Below are 18,504 nucleotides of genomic sequence, written 5' to 3' on the forward strand. Positions count from 1 at the left end.
GGGCAGGGCGCAACGGCGGAGAAACAGATGTCCGGGATCGACTTCAAGCAAAAAATCAGCTTCCAACGGCCTTTCAGCAAACCGATCGAGGCTGAGGAAGAGTACGACATCGTGCGGCAGTTCGAGAGCGATCGCGGGCGCATCGTCAACTCGGCCGCCATTCGCCGTCTGCAGCAAAAAACCCAGGTGTTTCCGCTGGAGCGCAACGCGGCGGTGCGCAGCCGCCTGACGCACTCGATGGAGGTGCAGCAGGTCGGGCGCCATATCGCCAAAGAGATCCTCAACCGCTTCAAACAGGCGGGGAAGATCGACGAACTCGGCCTGACCCGGCTGCTCGATCCGTTTGAAAGCATCGTGGAAATGGCCTGCCTGATGCACGACATCGGCAATCCGCCGTTCGGTCATTTCGGCGAATCGGCGATCAATGACTGGTTCGCCCAGCGGCTCGATCCCGCCAGCTGCGGCAGCGAGCCGGGCAGCCACGATCGCTGCCAGGTGGCGACGCTGCGCCTGCATGAAGGGGAGAGCGATCTGAACCGGTTGCGCAGCCGGATCCGTCAGGATCTCAGCCACTTCGAGGGCAACGCCCAGGCGATCCGCATGGTGTACAGCCTGCTCAAGCTCAACCTGACCTACGCGCAGGTCGGCTGCATTTTGAAATACACCCGCCCGGCCTACTGGGCGAGCGACATCCCCGCCAGCCACAGTTACCTGATGAAAAAGCCCGGCTACTATCTGGCGGAAGAAGCCTTCGTCGATCGGCTGCGGCGTGAGCTGCATATGGGCGAGTTCGATCGTTTCCCGCTGACCTACATTATGGAGGCCGCCGACGATATCTCGTACTGCGTGGCCGATCTGGAAGACGCGGTGGAGAAGAGCATTTTCACCGTCGAGCAGCTGTATCAGCACCTGATTCAGGAATGGGGCGAGGTGGCGCCGGGCGATCTGTTCGACAAGACCGTCGCCAGCGCGTTTCGCAAGATCGATCGCGGCGGCGCGCGGCGCAGCGCGGAAGATCAGTTCTTCATGTATCTGCGGGTGTTTACCGTGGCGCGGCTGGTGCCGCACGCGGCGCAGCGCTTTATCGACAATCTGGACGCGGTTTATCAGGGCAGCTTCAATCAGGCGCTGCTGGAGGATTCCAGCCCGGCCTACCGGCTGCTGAAAATATTTAAAAATGTGGCGTTCAAGCACGTGTTCAACCACCCGGAGGTCGAGCAGCTCGAGCTGCAAGGTTACCGGGTGATCAGCGGCCTGCTGGACATTTACAGCCCGCTGTTGGCGATGTCGCTGGCGGACTTCACCCTGCTGGTGCGTGAGGACAGCCACCGCGCGTACCCGATCGAAACGCGTCTGTTCCACAAGCTGTCCACCAAGCATCGGCTGGCGTATGCGGAGGCGGTAGAAGGGCTGCAGCATTTATCGCCGGAGCAGCAAGCCATTCGGGAATATTATTTCCGCGCGCGTTTATTGCAGGACTATATCAGCGGAATGACCGACCTTTATGCCTATGATGAATATCGTCGATTAATGGCGGCGGAATAATTAAGCTGAGGAATAATTATCAGCAATTCCAACCGGTTGGCTGTCTTGATTTTTGTAAAGACGGACAATATTTGTTTACTATTGCCAATCATCTGTGCCGGAACTTCAGGCTATTAATTAACTCTGAATAAGCACGCAAGACGGCCATTCTTTTTTGAACGACTTTATAAGAGACACACAGATGAAAAAAACCGCATTAGTTCTGAGCGCATTGGCATTCAGCATCGGCATGGCGATGGGCCCGGTGACGGCCAGCGCCGCTGAAACCGCCTCTTCCTCCACCCAACAGCTGCCGAGCCTGGCGCCGATGCTGGAAAAGGTGATGCCTTCCGTGGTGAGCATTAACGTTGAGGGCAGCACCACGGTCAACACGCCGCGCATGCCGCAGCAGTTCCAACAGTTCTTCGGTGAAGATTCGCCGTTCTGCCAGGACGGTTCGCCGTTCCAGGGCTCGCCGATGTGTCAGGGCGGTGAACAGCCTGGGCCGGATGGCCAGCCGCAGGGCACGCAGCAGAAATTCCAGGCGCTGGGCGCCGGGGTGGTCATCGATGCCGCCAAGGGCTATGTGGTGACCAATAACCACGTGGTGGATAACGCCAACAAGATCCAGGTGCAGCTGAGTGACGGCCGCCGCTTCGACGCTAAGGTGATCGGCAAGGATCCGCGCTCGGACATCGCCCTGATCCAGCTGAAAGACTTCAAGAATCTGACGGCGATCAAGATGGCGGATTCCGATCAGCTGCGCGTCGGCGATTACACCGTGGCGATCGGCAACCCGTACGGGCTGGGCGAAACCGCCACTTCGGGCATCGTTTCCGCCCTGGGGCGCAGCGGCCTGAACATCGAAAACTACGAAAACTTTATCCAGACCGATGCGGCGATCAACCGCGGCAATTCCGGCGGCGCGCTGGTTAACCTGAACGGCGAGCTGATCGGCATCAACACCGCGATCCTGGCGCCGGACGGCGGCAACATCGGTATCGGCTTCGCCATTCCGAGCAACATGGTGAAAAACCTGACGGCGCAAATGGTCGAGTATGGCCAGGTGAAACGCGGCGAGCTCGGCATCATGGGCACCGAGCTGAACTCTGAGCTGGCCAAGGCGATGAAGGTTGATGCGCAGCGCGGGGCCTTTGTCAGCCAGGTGATGCCGAAGTCTTCCGCCGCGAAGGCGGGCATTAAAGCCGGTGACGTGATCGTCACCATGAACGGCAAGGCCATCTCCAGCTTCGCTTCATTCCGGGCGGAGATCGGCACGCTGCCCGTCGGCAGCAAAATGTCGCTGGGCATTATCCGCGACGGCAAACCGGTGACCATTGATGTCACGCTGGAGCAAAGCGCGCAGACCCAGGTGGCCTCGGGCAATATTTACACCGGCATCGAGGGCGCCGAGCTGAGCAACACCCAAGTCGGCAACCAGAAAGGCGTCAAGGTCGACAGCGTGAAAGCCGGCAGCGCCGCGGCGCGCATCGGCTTGAAAAAAGGCGATGTGATCCTGGGCGTGAACCAACAGCCGATCCAGAACCTGGGCGAGCTGCGTAAGATTCTCGACAGCAAGCCGTCGGTGCTGGCGTTGAATATTCAGCGCGGCGAGAGCCAATTGTACCTGCTGGCGCAGTGATAAACGTCAGGCGCTAAAAGAAAAAGGCACGCTGCGGCGTGCCTTTTTGCGTAACGGCCTGCGAATTCAGGCAGGCTGCGTCAGATGTGCGTGCGCCGCGTGGATCACCAGTTCAATCTCATCCAGCAGCTCCAGCCATTCCGGCTCCAGTTCGTCGTTGGTGACGCCCTGGCGCAGTTGCCGCTCGAGGTAGAAACACAGCTGCTTGAGGCGTGGCACGCCGCTGTAGCTGCAACTGCCGTGCAGCTTATGGACCAGATCGAGGATTTCGTCGTCATGCTGGCCGTCGAGCAGCGCCTGCACCCGTTCGCGCACCTGCGGCAAGAAATCGAGCAGCATTTGCAGCAGATCGCGCGCCAGATCCGGTTTATTGGCCGCCTGACGCAACGCCAGCGGCCAGTCGAGCGACAGCGGCGCGTCGTCGGCGACGGCGTTTTCCATTTCGCCACTGTGATAGCGCGACAGCACGCGGGTCAGCATTTTCTCGTCGATCGGCTTGGCCAGGTAGTCGTCCATCCCGGCCTGCAACAGGTGCTCGCGCTCGCCGCTGGCTGCATGGGCGGTGACGGCGACGATCGGCGTGGAGTTGTGATGCGGCAGTTGGCGGATCAACTCGCTGGCGTGAATGCCGTCCATCTTCGGCATTTGAATGTCCATCAGGATCAGATCCAGCACGTTGTCGCGCGCCAGCGCCAGCGCTTCCTCGCCGCTCTCGCACAACAGGGTTTTTTCTACCTGTTCCCCCAACAACGTGCCGATCAGCTTCAGGTTAGCCGGGTTGTCGTCAACCGCCATCACCGTCAGCGGCAGGCGTTTACGCTCAGGCTGCGCGGTGAGGCGTGCCGGCGCCTCCATCCGGAGCATCGGGAACAGTCGGGTGCTGGTGATCGGCTTGATCAGGCAGCCGAGCGCGCCTTGTTGTTTAAGCAGCTCGGCATCGATCTGCGCCTGGCACGGCAGCGCCAGAATGACCCGATCGGCCAGCTTCAGCGAGGCCAGCAATTTGTCCTCGTGCTGCGCCATGTTGTCGCGGAACGGGATGGGCACGCCGGCCAGCAGGAAATCATAGTGGCTTGGCGGCAACTGGCCCAGCGTCGGCGAGTGGGTGATCACCAGTTGCGTGACGCTGAGCATGTTGAGCGTCGCCTGCGCCGCCGTCGGGTTGGACTCGATATAGGCCAGCGTTTTGCCGTTCAGATCCGGCAGGCTCGGCGCCAGCGACAGCATGCCCTCGTTCAGATCCAGCGTGATGTGGAACCAGAAGGTCGAGCCGCGGTTCAACTGGCTGTGGAAGCAGATATCGCCCCCCATCTCTTTCACCAGCTTTTGCGTGATCACCAGCCCCAGCCCGGTGCCGCCGTGGCGGCGGGAGATGCTGGCGTCCGCCTGGCGGAATGCCTGGAACAGCTGCGACTGCTGGCGTTCGGAGATGCCGATGCCGGTATCGTGGATCTGCACTTCCACTTCCACCCGGCGATCCAGCTGTTTGCGCAGCTCGACGCGAATGTCGATATTGCCGGTTTCGGTGAACTTGATGGCGTTGCCCAGCAGGTTGGTGATGATTTGCTGCAGGCGAAGCGAGTCGCCGATCACCTGCTCCGGCACGTCGTTGTGCACATCCAGCGTCAGCTCCAGGCCCTTGTCGTGGGCGCTGGGCGCCAGCAGCACCACCACTTCGTCCAGCGTTTCACGCAGGGCGAACGGAATATGCTCCAGCACCAGCTTGCCGGCCTCCAGCTTGGAGAAATCCAGCACGTCGTTGATGATGGTCAGCAGGTTGTTGGCCGAGCGCTCGATGGTCTGCAAATAGTCGGTCTGGGTTGCGCTCAGATCGGTTTTCAGCATCTGGCGGGTGAAGCCGATCACGCCGTTGAGCGGAGTACGCAGCTCATGCGACATGTTGGCCAGGAATTCGGACTTGATGCGCGCCGCCTCCTGCGCGCGTTTTTTCGCCAGATCCAGCTCGACGTTCTGGATCTCCATCTGCTCCAGCGTTTCGCGCAGGTCTGACGTGGCCTGATCGATGTTCTGCTGCATCTCTTCGTGATAGGCGGTAAGCGACATCGCCATCGAGTTGATGCCGTTTTTCAGCATGTGCAGCTCGCCGAGCATGTAGCCTTCCACGCGGCTGTCGAGCTGGCCGCGGCGGATGCGGTCGACGGTGTTCACCATATTGCGGATCGGGCCGGTCACGTCGCGCATCAGCCGGTAAGCGAACAGGATGGCGATGCACATGCACAGCAGTAGCAGCAAGGTGGAGACGAAGACCTCTTTATACTGCTGCAGCCGCACCGACTGCAGATCCAGCTCGATCGCCACATAGCCCAGGTTGTTGTCGGGATGGCTGCCGCCGTCGGCGGTTTCATCCGGATACTGGCTTTCCGACAGGATCGGCGTGCGCAGGATCAGCGAATCGCCGCGTCGGGTGAGCATCAGCTCGGTGGGCAACGGCACGCCTTTCGGCAACTGCAACTGAGCGAAGTTGTGGTGATAATTTGAGGTGACGAACAGGTTGTTCTGCGCATCAAACACGGTGATCGAACGTACGATATCCGAATGGCGGCGGTGCAAAAGGCTGACCAACTGCCTGACCGATTCGCGGCTGCGGAACGTCATGCCGTACTCGCTGGCCACCGCCAGCGGCTCGATGATGCTGGCGCCGGCGTCGACCAGTTGCTCCTGCAGCTCGTTATAGCGGTGCACCACGAAGAAGGTGCTGAGCAGCAAACCAATCAGCAAGGTCGGGGCCAGAATCAGGATCATCATGCGCGCACGCAGGCTGTATTTGGTCATGGGATTCCAATGTGGGAGAATTGACAGCTGACACTAGCTTAATGAACCAGCACACAATCGACAAATATGGCGCAATTCTACTCTCCCAAACGCCGCGTGACGACCCGGCAGAGCTCACAAATCTTGACCGTGACGGTGAGCGATCTCGATCCTTTTGGCCAGGGCGTGGCGCGCCACGACGGCAAAGCGGTGTTCGTGCCGGGCGTATTGCCGGGCGAGCAGGCGGAAATCCAGTTGACCGAAGACAAGCGCCAGTTCGCCAAAGGCAAGCTCAAACGCCTGCTGAGCCGCAGCCCGCAGCGGGTAGAACCGCGCTGCCCGCATTTTGGCGTGTGCGGCGGCTGCCAGCAGCAACATGCGGATGAGGCGCTGCAACAGCAGAGCAAGGCGGCGGCGCTGGTGCGCATGATCGCCCGCGAAACCGGCGTAACCCCGCAACAGGAACCGGTGATCGCCGGCCCGGAATACGGCTATCGCCGCCGCGCCCGCCTGAGCCTGGCATGGCAGCCGAAGCTGCAGCGCCTGATGATGGGCTTTCGCCAGGCGGCCTCCAGCGAGCTGGTGGCGGTGGAGCACTGCCCGGTGCTGCGGCCGGAGCTGGAACAGCTGCTGGCGCCGGTGCGCGCTTGCCTGAGCGGGCTACAGGCGGTGCGGCGGCTGGGGCATGTGGAGCTGGTGCTGGCGGATAACGGCCCGCTGCTGGTGCTGCGCCATCTCGACGCGCTGAAAGAGGCGGATCGGCAGGCGCTGTTGGCGTTTGGCGTGCGGGAAAAGGTCGCCGTTTATCTGGCGCCGGACAGCGATCGGGTGGAAAAACTGTGCGGTGAAACGCCGTATTATCAGGTTGACGGGCTACGCTTAGACTTCAGTCCGCGCGACTTTATTCAGGTCAATGACGCCGTAAACCAACAAATGGTGGCGCAGGCCCTTGAATGGCTCGATATTCAACCCAATGATCGGGTGCTGGACCTGTTCTGCGGCATGGGCAACTTCACCCTGCCGTTGGCGCGCCGCGCCGCCGCGGTGGTGGGCATCGAAGGTGTTGCCACGCTGGTAGCGAATGGGCAATATAATGCACATAAGAATAAGCTGAATAATGCGTCGTTCTTCCATGAGAATCTGGAGGACAACGTTGCGCGGCAACCTTGGGCAGCACAAGGGTTTGATAAGGTGATGCTGGATCCCGCCCGCGCCGGTGCGGCCGGGGTGATGTCACACATTGTAAAACTGGCGCCGGCACGGGTGGTGTATGTTTCCTGTAACCCCACCACGCTGGCTCGCGACAGCAACGTGCTGTTGAACGCCGGTTATCGTCTTGCGCGCGTGCGGATGTTGGATATGTTTCCGCACACGGGGCATCTTGAATCAATGGCGCTGTTTATCAACGAGCGTGCGCCAGAGGTCGCTGCAAAGTAGGGAGAAGTTATGGTTGCGGTAAGAAGTGCACATCTGAATACGGCGGGTGAGTTCGCTCTCGATGAGTGGATCGCCGGCTTGGGGCTACCTAACCCGCAGTCATGTGAGCGATTGGCCGCAACCTGGCGTTATTGTGAGCAGCAGACCCAAAACCATCCCGACGCCTCGCTGCTGCTGTGGCGCGGCCTGGAGATGGTGGAAATTCTCTCGACGCTGAGCATGGACAATGACAGCATGCGCGCCGCGCTGCTGTTCCCGCTGGTGGACGCCGGCATCGTGCAGGAAGAGACCCTGACCGAAGCGTTCGGCAAGGGGATCGTCGCGCTGGTGCACGGCGTGCGCGATATGGACGCCATTCGCCAACTGAAAGCCACCCAAAACGACTCGATGGCCTCCGAACAGGTCGACAACGTGCGCCGCATGCTGTTGGCGATGGTGGAGGATTTCCGCTGCGTGGTCATCAAGCTGGCGGAGCGCATCGCCCACCTGCGCGAGGTGAAAGACGCGCCGGAAGACGAACGCGTGCTGGCGGCGAAAGAGTGTTCCAACATCTACGCCCCGCTGGCTAACCGGCTCGGCATCGGCCAGCTGAAGTGGGAGCTGGAGGATTTCTGCTTCCGCTACCTGCACCCGGAAGAATACAAGCGCATCGCCAAGCTGTTGCATGAGCGCCGCATCGATCGCGAACAGTTCATTGACGATTTCGTCGCCGGGCTGCGCGCAGAAATGGCCAACGAAGGCATTCGGGTGGAGATCTACGGCCGGCCGAAACACATCTACAGCATCTGGCGCAAGATGCAGAAAAAACACCTGGCGTTCGACGAACTGTTCGACGTGCGCGCGGTGCGCATCGTGGCGGAGCGCCTGCAGGATTGCTACGCGGCGTTGGGCATCGTGCATACCCACTTCCGCCATTTGCCGGATGAGTTCGACGACTACGTCGCCAACCCGAAACCCAACGGCTACCAGTCGATCCACACCGTGGTGCTGGGGCCGCGCGGCAAGACCGTCGAGATTCAGATCCGCACCCGGCAAATGCACGAAGACGCCGAGCTGGGCGTGGCCGCGCACTGGAAGTACAAAGAGGGCGCGGGCGTAACCGTGCGCTCCGGCTACGAAGAACGCATCGCCTGGCTGCGCAAGCTCATCGCCTGGCAGGAAGAAATGGCGGATTCCGGCGAGATGCTCGACGAAGTGCGCAGCCAGGTGTTCGACGATCGGGTCTATGTATTTACCCCGAAAGGCGACGTGGTGGATCTGCCGGCCGGCTCCACGCCGCTCGATTTCGCCTACCACATTCACAGCGACGTCGGTCACCGCTGTATCGGCGCCAAGATCGGCGGCCGCATTGTGCCGTTTACCTATCAGCTGAAGATGGGCGATCAGATTGAGATCATCACCCAGAAACAGCCGAACCCGAGCCGCGACTGGCTGAACCCGAACCTGGGATATGTCACCACCAGCCGCGGGCGCTCGAAGATCCACAACTGGTTCCGCAAGCAGGATCGCGACAAGAACATTCTCGCCGGCCGCCAGATGCTGGACAACGAACTGGAACACCTCGGCATCAGCCTGAAAGAGGCCGAAAAGCTGCTGATCCCGCGCTACAACATGAACTCGCTGGACGAGGTGTTGGCGGCGATCGGCGGTGGGGACATTCGCCTGAACCAGATGGTGAATTACCTGCAGGGCAAGTTCAACAAACCGAGCGCCGAAGAGCAGGATCGCGAGGCATTGCGCCAGCTGGTGCAGCAGAAAGCGCCGCCGCCGGCCCGCAACAAGGACAACGGCCGCGTGGTGGTGGAGGGCGTGGGCAACCTGATGCACCACATCGCCCGCTGCTGCCAGCCGATCCCGGGCGACGACATCGTCGGCTTTATCACCCAGGGGCGCGGTATTTCGATCCACCGTGCGGACTGCGATCAGCTGGTCGATTTGCAATCGCACGCGCCGGAGCGCATCGTCGATGCGGTATGGGGCGAAAGCTACTCCAGCGGTTATTCGCTGGTGGTGCGCGTGATGGCCAACGATCGCAGCGGGCTGCTGCGCGACATTACCACCATTTTGGCCAACGAAAAGGTCAACGTGCTGGGCGTCGCCAGCCGCAGCGACACCAAGAAACAGTTGGCCACCATCGACATGGATATCGAAATCTACAACCAGCAGGTGCTGAGCCGGGTGCTGGCGAAGCTGAACCAGCTGCCGGACGTGATAGACGCCAAGCGTCTGCACGGCAACTAAGCCCACATCGCCTTTCGGGCCGTATGCGCCATCGATACGGCCCGAGATCCATGAATTCGGTGGGCGCTCCCATGCGCCCTCATTCTTTCTCAGAGATTTTTTATGACCCAATCCACTCCGCTGCAGCGCCTGCTGAACATCATGAAAACGCTGCGCGATCCGCAGGTCGGTTGCTCATGGGACCGCAAGCAAACTTTCGCCACCATCGCGCCCTACACGCTGGAAGAGACTTACGAAGTGCTGGACGCCATCGAGCGGCAGGACTACGCCGATCTGCGCGACGAATTGGGTGATTTGCTGTTCCAGGTGGTGTTCTATGCCCAGATGGGGCAGGAGCAGGGGCTGTTCGATTTCGATGAGGTGTGCACCGCCATCAGCGACAAGCTGGAGCGCCGTCACCCGCATATCTTCGGCGACGCCGAGGCGGGAGACAGCGAAGCCGTGGCGGCGCGCTGGGAGCAGTTGAAGGCCGGCGAGCGCGCCGAAAAAGCGCTGCACTCGGTGCTGGACGACATTCCGCAGGCGCTGCCGGCGTTGATGAAGGCGCACAAGATCCAAAAACGCTGCGCCTCGGTCGGCTTCGACTGGAACACTCTGGGGCCGGTGCTGGACAAAGTGTATGAAGAGATCGACGAAGTGATGCACGAAGCCCGCCAGGCGGTGGTCGATGAGAGCAAGCTGGAAGAGGAGATCGGCGATCTGCTGTTCGCCACGGTGAACCTGTCGCGCCATTTGGGGCACAAGGCGGAGAATGCGCTGCAGGCGGCGAACCGCAAGTTCGAACGTCGCTTCCGCCAGGTGGAAGCGATCGTCCAGCAACGCGGGCTGCGGCTTGAAGACGCCACGCTGGAGCAGATGGAAGACGCCTGGCAGCAGGTGAAGCGCCAGGAAAGTTGAATCGCTGCGACGACAATGTTGATCGCAAACAAGGTTCACTCGAGCTGAAACGGTTAAGCTTTTGGTCAGGTCACAGGCGCATGGCTGCCGTCGGCAGCAAAAGGCCAACAAACTGAAATCTAAGGCGTTTTATCGCTCGAGAGGGGCGGTAAAAAGAAATTTTCTCCGCTAACTCTTTGTATTTCCTGGAGGGTTTATGCGGCGCCGGCGGAGTAAACCCTGATGAACATGGGAGGGCGGCCGAGATGATGGACAGCAAAACGATCGTTTGTAGGTCAGGAGAGGTTCGGGTATACTACTTTCCCGTCCTGGTTCTTCCATCGTCTTTAAACCTAAACTCTCAGGTTCAGCATGACAACTAATTATATTTTTGTGACCGGCGGGGTCGTATCCTCTCTGGGTAAAGGCATTGCCGCAGCCTCTCTGGCGGCTATTCTTGAAGCCCGTGGCCTCAACGTTACCATCATGAAACTGGACCCGTACATCAACGTGGATCCGGGCACCATGAGCCCGATTCAGCATGGGGAAGTTTTCGTCACCGAAGACGGCGCAGAAACCGATCTGGATTTGGGTCACTACGAGCGCTTCATCCGCACCAAAATGTCGCGTCGCAACAACTTCACCACCGGCCGCATCTACTCCGACGTGCTGCGTAAAGAACGCCGCGGCGACTATCTGGGCGCGACCGTGCAGGTCATTCCGCACATCACCAACGCGATCAAAGAGCGCATCATCGAAGGCGGCGAAGGCCACGATGTGGTGCTGGTGGAAATCGGCGGCACCGTCGGCGATATCGAATCGCTGCCGTTCCTCGAAGCCATCCGTCAGATGGCGGTGGAAGTGGGCCGCGAGCACACTCTGTACATGCACTTGACGCTGGTGCCGTACATGGCGGCGGCGGGCGAAGTGAAAACCAAGCCGACCCAGCATTCCGTAAAAGAGCTGCTTTCCATCGGTATTCAGCCTGATGTGCTGATTTGCCGTTCCGATCGCGCGGTTCCTGCTAACGAACGCGCTAAAATCGCGCTTTTCTGCAACGTGCCGGAAAAAGCGGTTATCTCTCTGAAAGACGTTGATTCTATTTATAAAATCCCAGGCCTATTGAAATCTCAGGGGCTGGACGATTATATTTGTAAACGATTCAGCCTGAACGCGCCGGAAGCCAACCTGGCCGAATGGGAACAGGTGATCTACGAAGAAGCCAATCCGGGCGGCGAAGTGACCATCGGTATGGTCGGCAAATACGTTGAGCTGCCGGACGCCTACAAGTCGGTAATCGAAGCGCTGAAGCACGGCGGGCTGAAAAACCGTTTGACCGTGAACATCAAGCTGATCGACTCGCAGGATGTGGAAACGCGCGGCGTGGAAGTGCTGAAAGGGCTGGATGCGATCCTGATCCCGGGCGGCTTCGGCTACCGCGGCGTGGAAGGCAAAGTGATGACCGCGCGCTATGCGCGCGAGAACAACATTCCTTACCTGGGCATTTGCCTGGGCATGCAGGTGGCGTTGATGGAGTTCGCTCGCAACGTGGCGGGGATGGAAAACGCCAACTCCACCGAGTTTATGCCAGACTGTAAGTACCCGGTGGTGGCGTTGATCACCGAATGGCGCGACGAAGACGGCAACGTCGAAGTGCGCAGCGAAGAAAGCGATTTGGGCGGCACGATGCGCGTAGGTGGCCAACAGTGCAACCTGAGCGACAACAGCCTGGTGCGTCAGCTGTACGGCGAACCGACCATTGTCGAGCGTCACCGTCACCGTTACGAAGTTAACAACATGCTGTTGAAGCAGATCGAAGCCGCAGGGCTGCGTGTCGCCGGTCGTTCCGCCGACAACAAGCTGGTTGAGATCATTGAACTGCCGAATCACCCGTGGTTTGTAGCCTGTCAGTTCCACCCGGAATTTACGTCTACGCCGCGTGATGGGCATCCGCTGTTCGCCGGCTTCGTGAAAGCCGCAGGCGAGCATCAGAAGCGCCAGGTGAAATAACATATTTGGTAGGCGGCGCGCGGTGAGAACCGCGCGCTGTTTGTCTGGAGTTTTAGTTTAACTTGTACTGAGGAAAACCTAATGTCCAAAATCGTTAAAGTCATCGGTCGTGAAATCATCGACTCCCGCGGTAACCCGACTGTTGAAGCCGAAGTTCATCTGGAAGGCGGTTTCGTAGGCCTGGCTGCTGCGCCGTCAGGTGCTTCTACCGGTTCCCGCGAAGCGCTGGAACTGCGTGACGGTGACAAGTCTCGTTTCCTGGGTAAAGGCGTACTGAAAGCCGTTGCCGCAGTAAACGGTCCGATTGCTCAGGCAGTACTGGGTAAAGATGCCAAAGACCAGGCGAACATCGACAAGATCATGATCGAGCTGGACGGCACCGAGAACAAATCCAACTTCGGCGCCAACGCCATTCTGGCGGTTTCCCTGGCAGCAGCGAAAGCAGCCGCAGCCTCTAAAGGCATGCCGCTGTACGAGCACATCGCTGAACTGAACGGCACCCCAGGCAAATTCTCCATGCCACTGCCGATGATGAACATCATCAACGGCGGCGAGCACGCTGACAACAACGTCGACATTCAGGAATTCATGATTCAGCCGGTTGGCGCGAAAACCCTGAAAGAAGCGGTGCGCATCGGTTCCGAAGTGTTCCACCACCTGGCGAAAGTTCTGAAAGCCAAAGGCATGAACACCGCCGTGGGCGACGAAGGCGGCTACGCGCCAAACCTGGGTTCCAACGCCGAAGCGCTGGCGGTTATCGCTGAAGCGGTAAAAGCGGCGGGCTACGAGCTGGGCAAAGACGTCACTCTGGCGATGGACTGCGCGGCTTCCGAGTTCTACAAAGACGGTAAATACGTGCTGGCCGGCGAAGGCAACAAGGCCTTCACTTCCGAAGAGTTCACTCACTTCCTGGAAGAGCTGACCAAACAGTACCCAATCGTGTCTATCGAAGATGGCCTGGATGAATCCGACTGGGCAGGCTTCGCTTACCAGACCAAAGTTCTGGGCGACAAAATCCAGCTGGTGGGCGACGATCTGTTCGTAACCAACACCAAGATCCTGAAAGAAGGCATCGAGAAAGGCATCGCTAACTCCATCCTGATCAAGTTCAACCAGATCGGTTCTCTGACCGAAACCCTGGCAGCTATCAAGATGGCGAAAGACGCCGGCTACACCGCGGTGATCTCTCACCGTTCCGGTGAAACCGAAGACGCGACCATCGCCGACCTGGCGGTAGGGACTGCGGCTGGCCAGATCAAAACCGGTTCCATGAGCCGTTCTGACCGCGTTGCCAAGTACAACCAACTGATCCGTATCGAAGAAGCGCTGGGTGACCGTGCGCCGTTCAACGGCCTGAAAGAAGTTAAAGGCCAATAAGTTCGACCTATTCGGTTGCTAAATAAAAACCCGCTGCGGCGGGTTTTTTTATGTTTTAAATTCGTGATGATTGTCAGTTTAATAATAAGTTTTTCATTGAATGCGTAGTTTTGTTTAACCCGATAATTTCATTAAAGATAGTAAATGCGTTTATTTTATATTCCCATTTTATTTGCTTTATAACTATTCGTTACTAGACTGCCAATAAGGCAGTTTATTTTTCGCCGTTCTGCCGTAGACCTTCATCATCACCATACCTTAATACTGCCGGCTTGCTGGCCGGTTGAGCGAGGGCTTGATGCGACAGCGAATCATCATTGTCGGCGGCGGAACCGGCGGCACCATCCTGGCCAATTTATTGGCCGCAAAATTGCACCGGGAAATTATTAATAATAAAGTCGAGTTATTAATGATATCGGATTCACCGCTGCATTATTACAAGCCGGCGTTTATGTATGTGGCGTTCAATACTTTTTTCAAGCAAGAGCTCACGCGCTCACAGCGGAGTTTATTGCGGCCAGAAATACAGTTTATTATTGATAAGGCGGAATCTTTCGATTTAAAACAGCGAAGCATAGCTACGCAAAGCGGTAAATTTTATTCCTATGATTTTCTGGTTTTCGCCACCGGCTGCGTACCTTGGCCAGAGCGCATCGAAGGACTGGCGCAGGCGGGCGATCATTTTTACCAGTATCAGGCCGCCAGGCGGTTAGCGCATAAATTGGCGACGATCGAGAAAGGCCGCATTTTCATCACCGTGTCCTTCCCTGAAACCCCCAACGTGCCCCATCAGTGCGGCATCGCACCGATCGAAACCACCCTGATGCTGGATGACTACCTGCGGCGGCGCGGCGTGCGCAAGGCGGTGGAGATTGTGTACACCTATCCGACCATTTCTCAACTCTTGCGTAACTGCCTGTTTTTACAGCACCCGACCGGCGAAGCGCTGCCCGCCATTTTTGCCGCGCGCGACATTCGCCACCAGCGAGGGTTTACCCTCAGCCGGGTAGACGCCCAGCGTAACGTCGCCTATTCCGCTGAGGGGGAAGAGCAGCCGTTCGACATTCTGATGGCGACGCCGCCGATTCGCGCAGTCGAGGCGGTGCGCAATACCGGATTGAGCGAGAGTCAAAACGGTGAAGGCTGGCTGCCGACCGATCATCAAACGCTGCAGGTCTACGGCCAGCAGGGCGTGTATGTCATAGGCGATACCGTGGATTTGCCGGTCAGCAAGGCCGGCGGCTCTTGCCATAATCAGGCGCCGGTCATTGCCGACAACATCGTGGCGGAAATGCGGTTGGGCCACACAGTGAGCCATTATGACGGCAAGGTGCAGGCGGTCGCGCAAATGGGGCTGAATGCCGGCATGCCGCTGGTGTACGACTATCGTCACGACGTGCTGCCGACGCCCGCCACCAAGGTGGGCGGCATGCTGCGCAATGGGTTTAACCGCGGCCTTTACTGGGCCACGGTAAGGGGGCTGATATGACGGAAAGCACGGTGCATGCGGCGGACCTGCAATCATTGGCGGCGTTGCTCGAGAAACTGCAGCCGCTGCTGGCGGGCGGCCGGTTGGATAACGTGGTCGATCTGTTGTCGCTGTTGTCGGACGTGGTGGATATTGCCGACAACGCGCTGGTGGAGAAACTGGCCGGCGTCTTTGAAGGTTTGGTGACCCTCGGCTGGGAAGGCGGAACGGCGCTGCAGATGGCGCACAGCGAGCTGCAGTTGAATCCTCCGCCGGCCAGTTTTCGCGCGCTGTACGCCTTGCTGAAGCAGCCGGATACCCTGCTGGGGTTAACGCTGCTGCTGCGTACTTTACAAATCATCGGCCAGCGCACGCGAGACAGCGCGTTGCCGTCAGCCCTTCCAGATGAATCGTCGAATTAAGCTTCACCCATTCAGGTAAGGAGTTGTGTTATGTCCGCTACAGCAGTTGGCCACGACTTTGCCACCCGGGCTATTCATTACGGCTACGATCCTCAGCGGTATCAGGGTGCACTGTCTCCACCGGTGTTTATGAGCTCTACGTTTGCTTTTCCCACGGCGGAATACGGCGGCGCCTGCTTTGCCGGCACCGAGCCGGGGTACTTTTATTCGCGCATCGCCAACCCGACGTTAAACCTGCTCGAGCAACGCATCGCCAACCTGGAGGAGGGGGAGGCGGCGGTGGCGTTCGCTTCCGGCATGGGGGCGATCACCGCGTGTTGTTGGACGCTGCTCAGACCGGGTGATGAGCTGATTGTCGATGAAACCGTCTATGGTTGCACCTTCAGCTACTTTCATCATGGTCTGGCGCGCTTTGGCGTTAAGATAACCCACGTTGACCTGACCCGGCCGGAGCGGCTGGCGTCGGCCATGGGGCCGCATACCCGGCTGGTGTATTGCGAAACGCCGGCCAATCCCAACATGCGCTTGATCGATATCGCCGCCGTGGCGGAGATCGCCCATCGGCATCAGGCGCTGCTGCTGGTGGACAACACCTACTGTACGCCCTATCTGCAGCGGCCTCTGGCGTTAGGCGCCGATATCGTGGTGCACTCGGCGACCAAGTACCTCGGCGGGCACGGCGATCTCCTGGCCGGGATAGCGGTGACGCGTCAGGCGTTGGCCGAGGCGATCCGTCTGGAGGGGCTAAAGGACATGAACGGGGCGGTACTGTCGGCGCAGGATGCCGCGCTGGTGCTGCGCGGGATGAAAACCTTGCCGCTGCGCATGGATCGTCATTGCGATAACGCGCAGCGCCTGGCGGAGATACTAACGGAGCATCCGGCGATCGAGCGGGTGTATTACCCCGGCCTGGCGAACTTCCCGCAGCATGCGTTGGCACGGCGGCAAATGGTGCGCCCCGGCGGCATGCTGGCGTTTGAACTGCGGGGCGGAATGCGTGCGGGCATTCGCTTCCTCAATGCGCTGCAGCTCATCTTGCGCGCGGTCAGCCTGGGCGATTGCGAAAGCCTGGCGCAACACCCGGCCAGCATGACGCACTCGGCCTACACGCCGGAAGAGCGGAAACGGCACCACATCAGCGAGGGGCTGGTGCGGCTGTCCGCCGGGCTGGAGGCGTTTGACGATCTGCAGGCGGATATCCTGCAGGCGCTGGCGCAGGCGCAATAAAAAAACCCGCCGCAGCGGGTTTTGGCCGAAGCGAGCGTTACATCTGTTGCGTCGCTGTGGTCACCGGCGAACCGCCGCCTTTTTTGCGCACCCACAGCCAGTAAGCCGCGGTGAGGAACGCGATCCACACCAGCCCGACGTACAGCGCGATGCGGCTCTCTTCGAAGTAGCCGAGCAGGCCGATGACGAACGCCATAAAGGCGGTCGCCAATGCCGGCGCCACCGGCCACCACGGCACCGGGAAGCTCAACTGACGCGTTTCTTCCGGCGACAGCGTGCGGCGCATGACGATCTGCGACAGCAGGATCATCAGCCACACCCAGACGGTGGCGAAGGTGGCGATCGAGGCGATGATCATGAAGACCTTCTCCGGGATCAGGTAGTTGAGCACCACCGCCAGCAGCAGGGCGATTGACATGACCAGCACCGTCATCCACGGCACGCCGCTGGCGGTCAGCTTGGTGAAGCTGCGCGGCGCCTGGCCGTCCTGCGCCATGCCGTACATCATGCGGCCGGCGCCGAAGATGTCGCTGTTGATGGCCGAAATGGCCGCGGTGATCACCACCACGTTCAGCACGTTGGCGGCGGAGCTGATGCCGAGGTTGCTGAAGATCTCAACGAACGGGCTGCCGTTCTGGCCGATGCTGTTCCACGGATAGATCGCCATCAGCACCATCAACGTCAGCACGTAAAACAGCAAGATGCGCACCGGTACGGCGTTGATCGCCTTCGGCAGCACTTTGGCGGGGTCTTTCGCCTCGCTGGCGGTGATGCCGATGATCTCGATGCCGCCGAAGGCGAACATCACTACCGCTAATGACGCGACCACGCCGCCAATGCCGTTAGGCATAAAGCCGCCGTGCTGCCACAGGTTGCTGATGCCGGTGGCGTGCTGGGCTTGCCCGAAACCGAACAGCATCACCGCCGCACCGCCGACGATCATCGCTACGATGGCGGCGACCTTGACCAGCGACAGCCAGAACTCCAGCTCGCCGAAAACCTTGACGCTGCACAGGTTGAGCGCGCCGATAAACAGGATGATGCTGAGCACCCAGACCCACTGGGCGACGTCCGGGAACCACAGCCCCATATAGATGCCGAAGGCAGTGACGTCCGCCAGGGCGACGATCACCATTTCAAAGGTGTAGGTCCAGCCGGTAAGGAATCCGGCCAGCGGGCCGAGATAGTGGCTGGCGTAGTGGCCGAACGAGCCGGAAACCGGCTGGTGCACCGCCATTTCACCCAGCGCGCGCATCACCATGAATACCGCCGCGCCGCCCACCAGGTAGGCCAGCAGCACCGCCGGGCCGGCCAGTTGGATGGCGCCGGCGGAGCCGTAGAACAGGCCGGTGCCGATCGCCGAGCCGAGAGCCATGAAACGGATATGCCGCGCGTTTAGTCCGCGTCTGAGTTGTGTCGTTTCGTTACGCATGTTGCTTCCCGTTAAGTGTTTGCCGAACAGGCACGCGCTGCCCGCGCCGGGTGGAACGCACCCGGCGGGGCAGAAC

The 18,504-nt window shown here is 59.7% G+C and carries 12 protein-coding genes; 10 read left to right on the forward strand and 2 right to left on the reverse strand.

Translation table 11 applies throughout. The features are described 5' to 3' along the window. Nucleotides 1-27 precede the first annotated feature (27 nt). Together dgt and degP are read left to right on the forward strand one after the other, a co-directional pair. Complete coding sequence (gene dgt, locus J0F90_RS03770; protein ID WP_016929068.1) at nucleotides 28-1,545, forward strand: dGTPase; 1,518 nt, start codon at nucleotides 28-30, stop codon at nucleotides 1,543-1,545. A 181-nt stretch (nucleotides 1,546-1,726) separates the two neighbouring features. After that, nucleotides 1,727-3,166 (forward strand): serine endoprotease DegP, encoded by a 1,440-nt coding sequence (gene degP, locus J0F90_RS03775; protein ID WP_033641270.1) that lies wholly within the window; start codon nucleotides 1,727-1,729, stop codon nucleotides 3,164-3,166. Nucleotides 3,167-3,232: 66 nt separating this feature from the next. Here degP and barA read toward each other — a convergent pair whose 3' ends face one another. Continuing rightward, nucleotides 3,233-5,959 carry a two-component sensor histidine kinase BarA gene (barA, locus tag J0F90_RS03780; RefSeq protein ID WP_033641271.1) on the reverse strand — a complete coding sequence of 909 codons (2,727 nt, stop codon included), beginning with the start codon at nucleotides 5,957-5,959 and terminating at the stop codon, nucleotides 3,233-3,235. Between the two features lie 66 nt (nucleotides 5,960-6,025). Here barA and rlmD point away from each other — a divergent pair, with 66 nt between their 5' ends. The 8 genes from rlmD (at nucleotide 6,026) to J0F90_RS03820 (ending at nucleotide 16,996) form a co-directional block, all read left to right on the forward strand. Continuing rightward, complete coding sequence (gene rlmD, locus J0F90_RS03785) at nucleotides 6,026-7,375, forward strand: 23S rRNA (uracil(1939)-C(5))-methyltransferase RlmD (RefSeq protein WP_033641272.1); 1,350 nt, start codon at nucleotides 6,026-6,028, stop codon at nucleotides 7,373-7,375. A 9-nt stretch (nucleotides 7,376-7,384) separates the two neighbouring features. Continuing rightward, on the forward strand, nucleotides 7,385-9,616 hold the full coding sequence (gene relA / locus J0F90_RS03790) for a GTP diphosphokinase (RefSeq protein WP_004932686.1): 2,232 nt from the start codon (nucleotides 7,385-7,387) through the stop codon (nucleotides 9,614-9,616). 102 nt (nucleotides 9,617-9,718) lie between these two features. Further along, nucleotides 9,719-10,513, forward strand: coding sequence for a nucleoside triphosphate pyrophosphohydrolase (mazG, locus tag J0F90_RS03795; RefSeq protein WP_033641273.1), 795 nt, complete (start codon nucleotides 9,719-9,721; stop codon nucleotides 10,511-10,513). Between the two features lie 351 nt (nucleotides 10,514-10,864). Then, the gene (pyrG, locus tag J0F90_RS03800; protein ID WP_004932674.1) at nucleotides 10,865-12,502 is read left to right on the forward strand and encodes a glutamine hydrolyzing CTP synthase; all 1,638 of its coding nucleotides are present in this window, start codon (nucleotides 10,865-10,867) and stop codon (nucleotides 12,500-12,502) included. A gap of 81 nt (nucleotides 12,503-12,583) precedes the next feature. Continuing rightward, nucleotides 12,584-13,879: a phosphopyruvate hydratase gene (gene eno, locus J0F90_RS03805; protein ID WP_004932670.1), complete on the forward strand. Its 1,296-nt coding sequence runs from the start codon at nucleotides 12,584-12,586 to the stop codon at nucleotides 13,877-13,879. Nucleotides 13,880-14,177: 298 nt separating this feature from the next. Beyond that, complete coding sequence (locus J0F90_RS03810) at nucleotides 14,178-15,368, forward strand: NAD(P)/FAD-dependent oxidoreductase (protein ID WP_033641274.1); 1,191 nt, start codon at nucleotides 14,178-14,180, stop codon at nucleotides 15,366-15,368. Continuing rightward, nucleotides 15,365-15,769 (forward strand): hypothetical protein, encoded by a 405-nt coding sequence (locus tag J0F90_RS03815; RefSeq protein ID WP_080286892.1) that lies wholly within the window; start codon nucleotides 15,365-15,367, stop codon nucleotides 15,767-15,769. The genes J0F90_RS03810 and J0F90_RS03815 overlap by 4 nt, the downstream gene beginning before the upstream one ends. 30 nt (nucleotides 15,770-15,799) lie before the next feature. Beyond that, nucleotides 15,800-16,996 carry a methionine gamma-lyase gene (locus J0F90_RS03820; RefSeq protein ID WP_033641275.1) on the forward strand — a complete coding sequence of 399 codons (1,197 nt, stop codon included), beginning with the start codon at nucleotides 15,800-15,802 and terminating at the stop codon, nucleotides 16,994-16,996. A 37-nt stretch (nucleotides 16,997-17,033) separates the two neighbouring features. Here J0F90_RS03820 and J0F90_RS03825 read toward each other — a convergent pair whose 3' ends face one another. Beyond that, nucleotides 17,034-18,428 (reverse strand): amino acid permease, encoded by a 1,395-nt coding sequence (locus J0F90_RS03825; protein WP_033641276.1) that lies wholly within the window; start codon nucleotides 18,426-18,428, stop codon nucleotides 17,034-17,036. Nucleotides 18,429-18,504 lie beyond the last annotated feature (76 nt).

This window comes from Serratia marcescens subsp. marcescens ATCC 13880, assembly GCF_017299535.1.
Taxonomy (GTDB): domain Bacteria; phylum Pseudomonadota; class Gammaproteobacteria; order Enterobacterales; family Enterobacteriaceae; genus Serratia; species Serratia marcescens.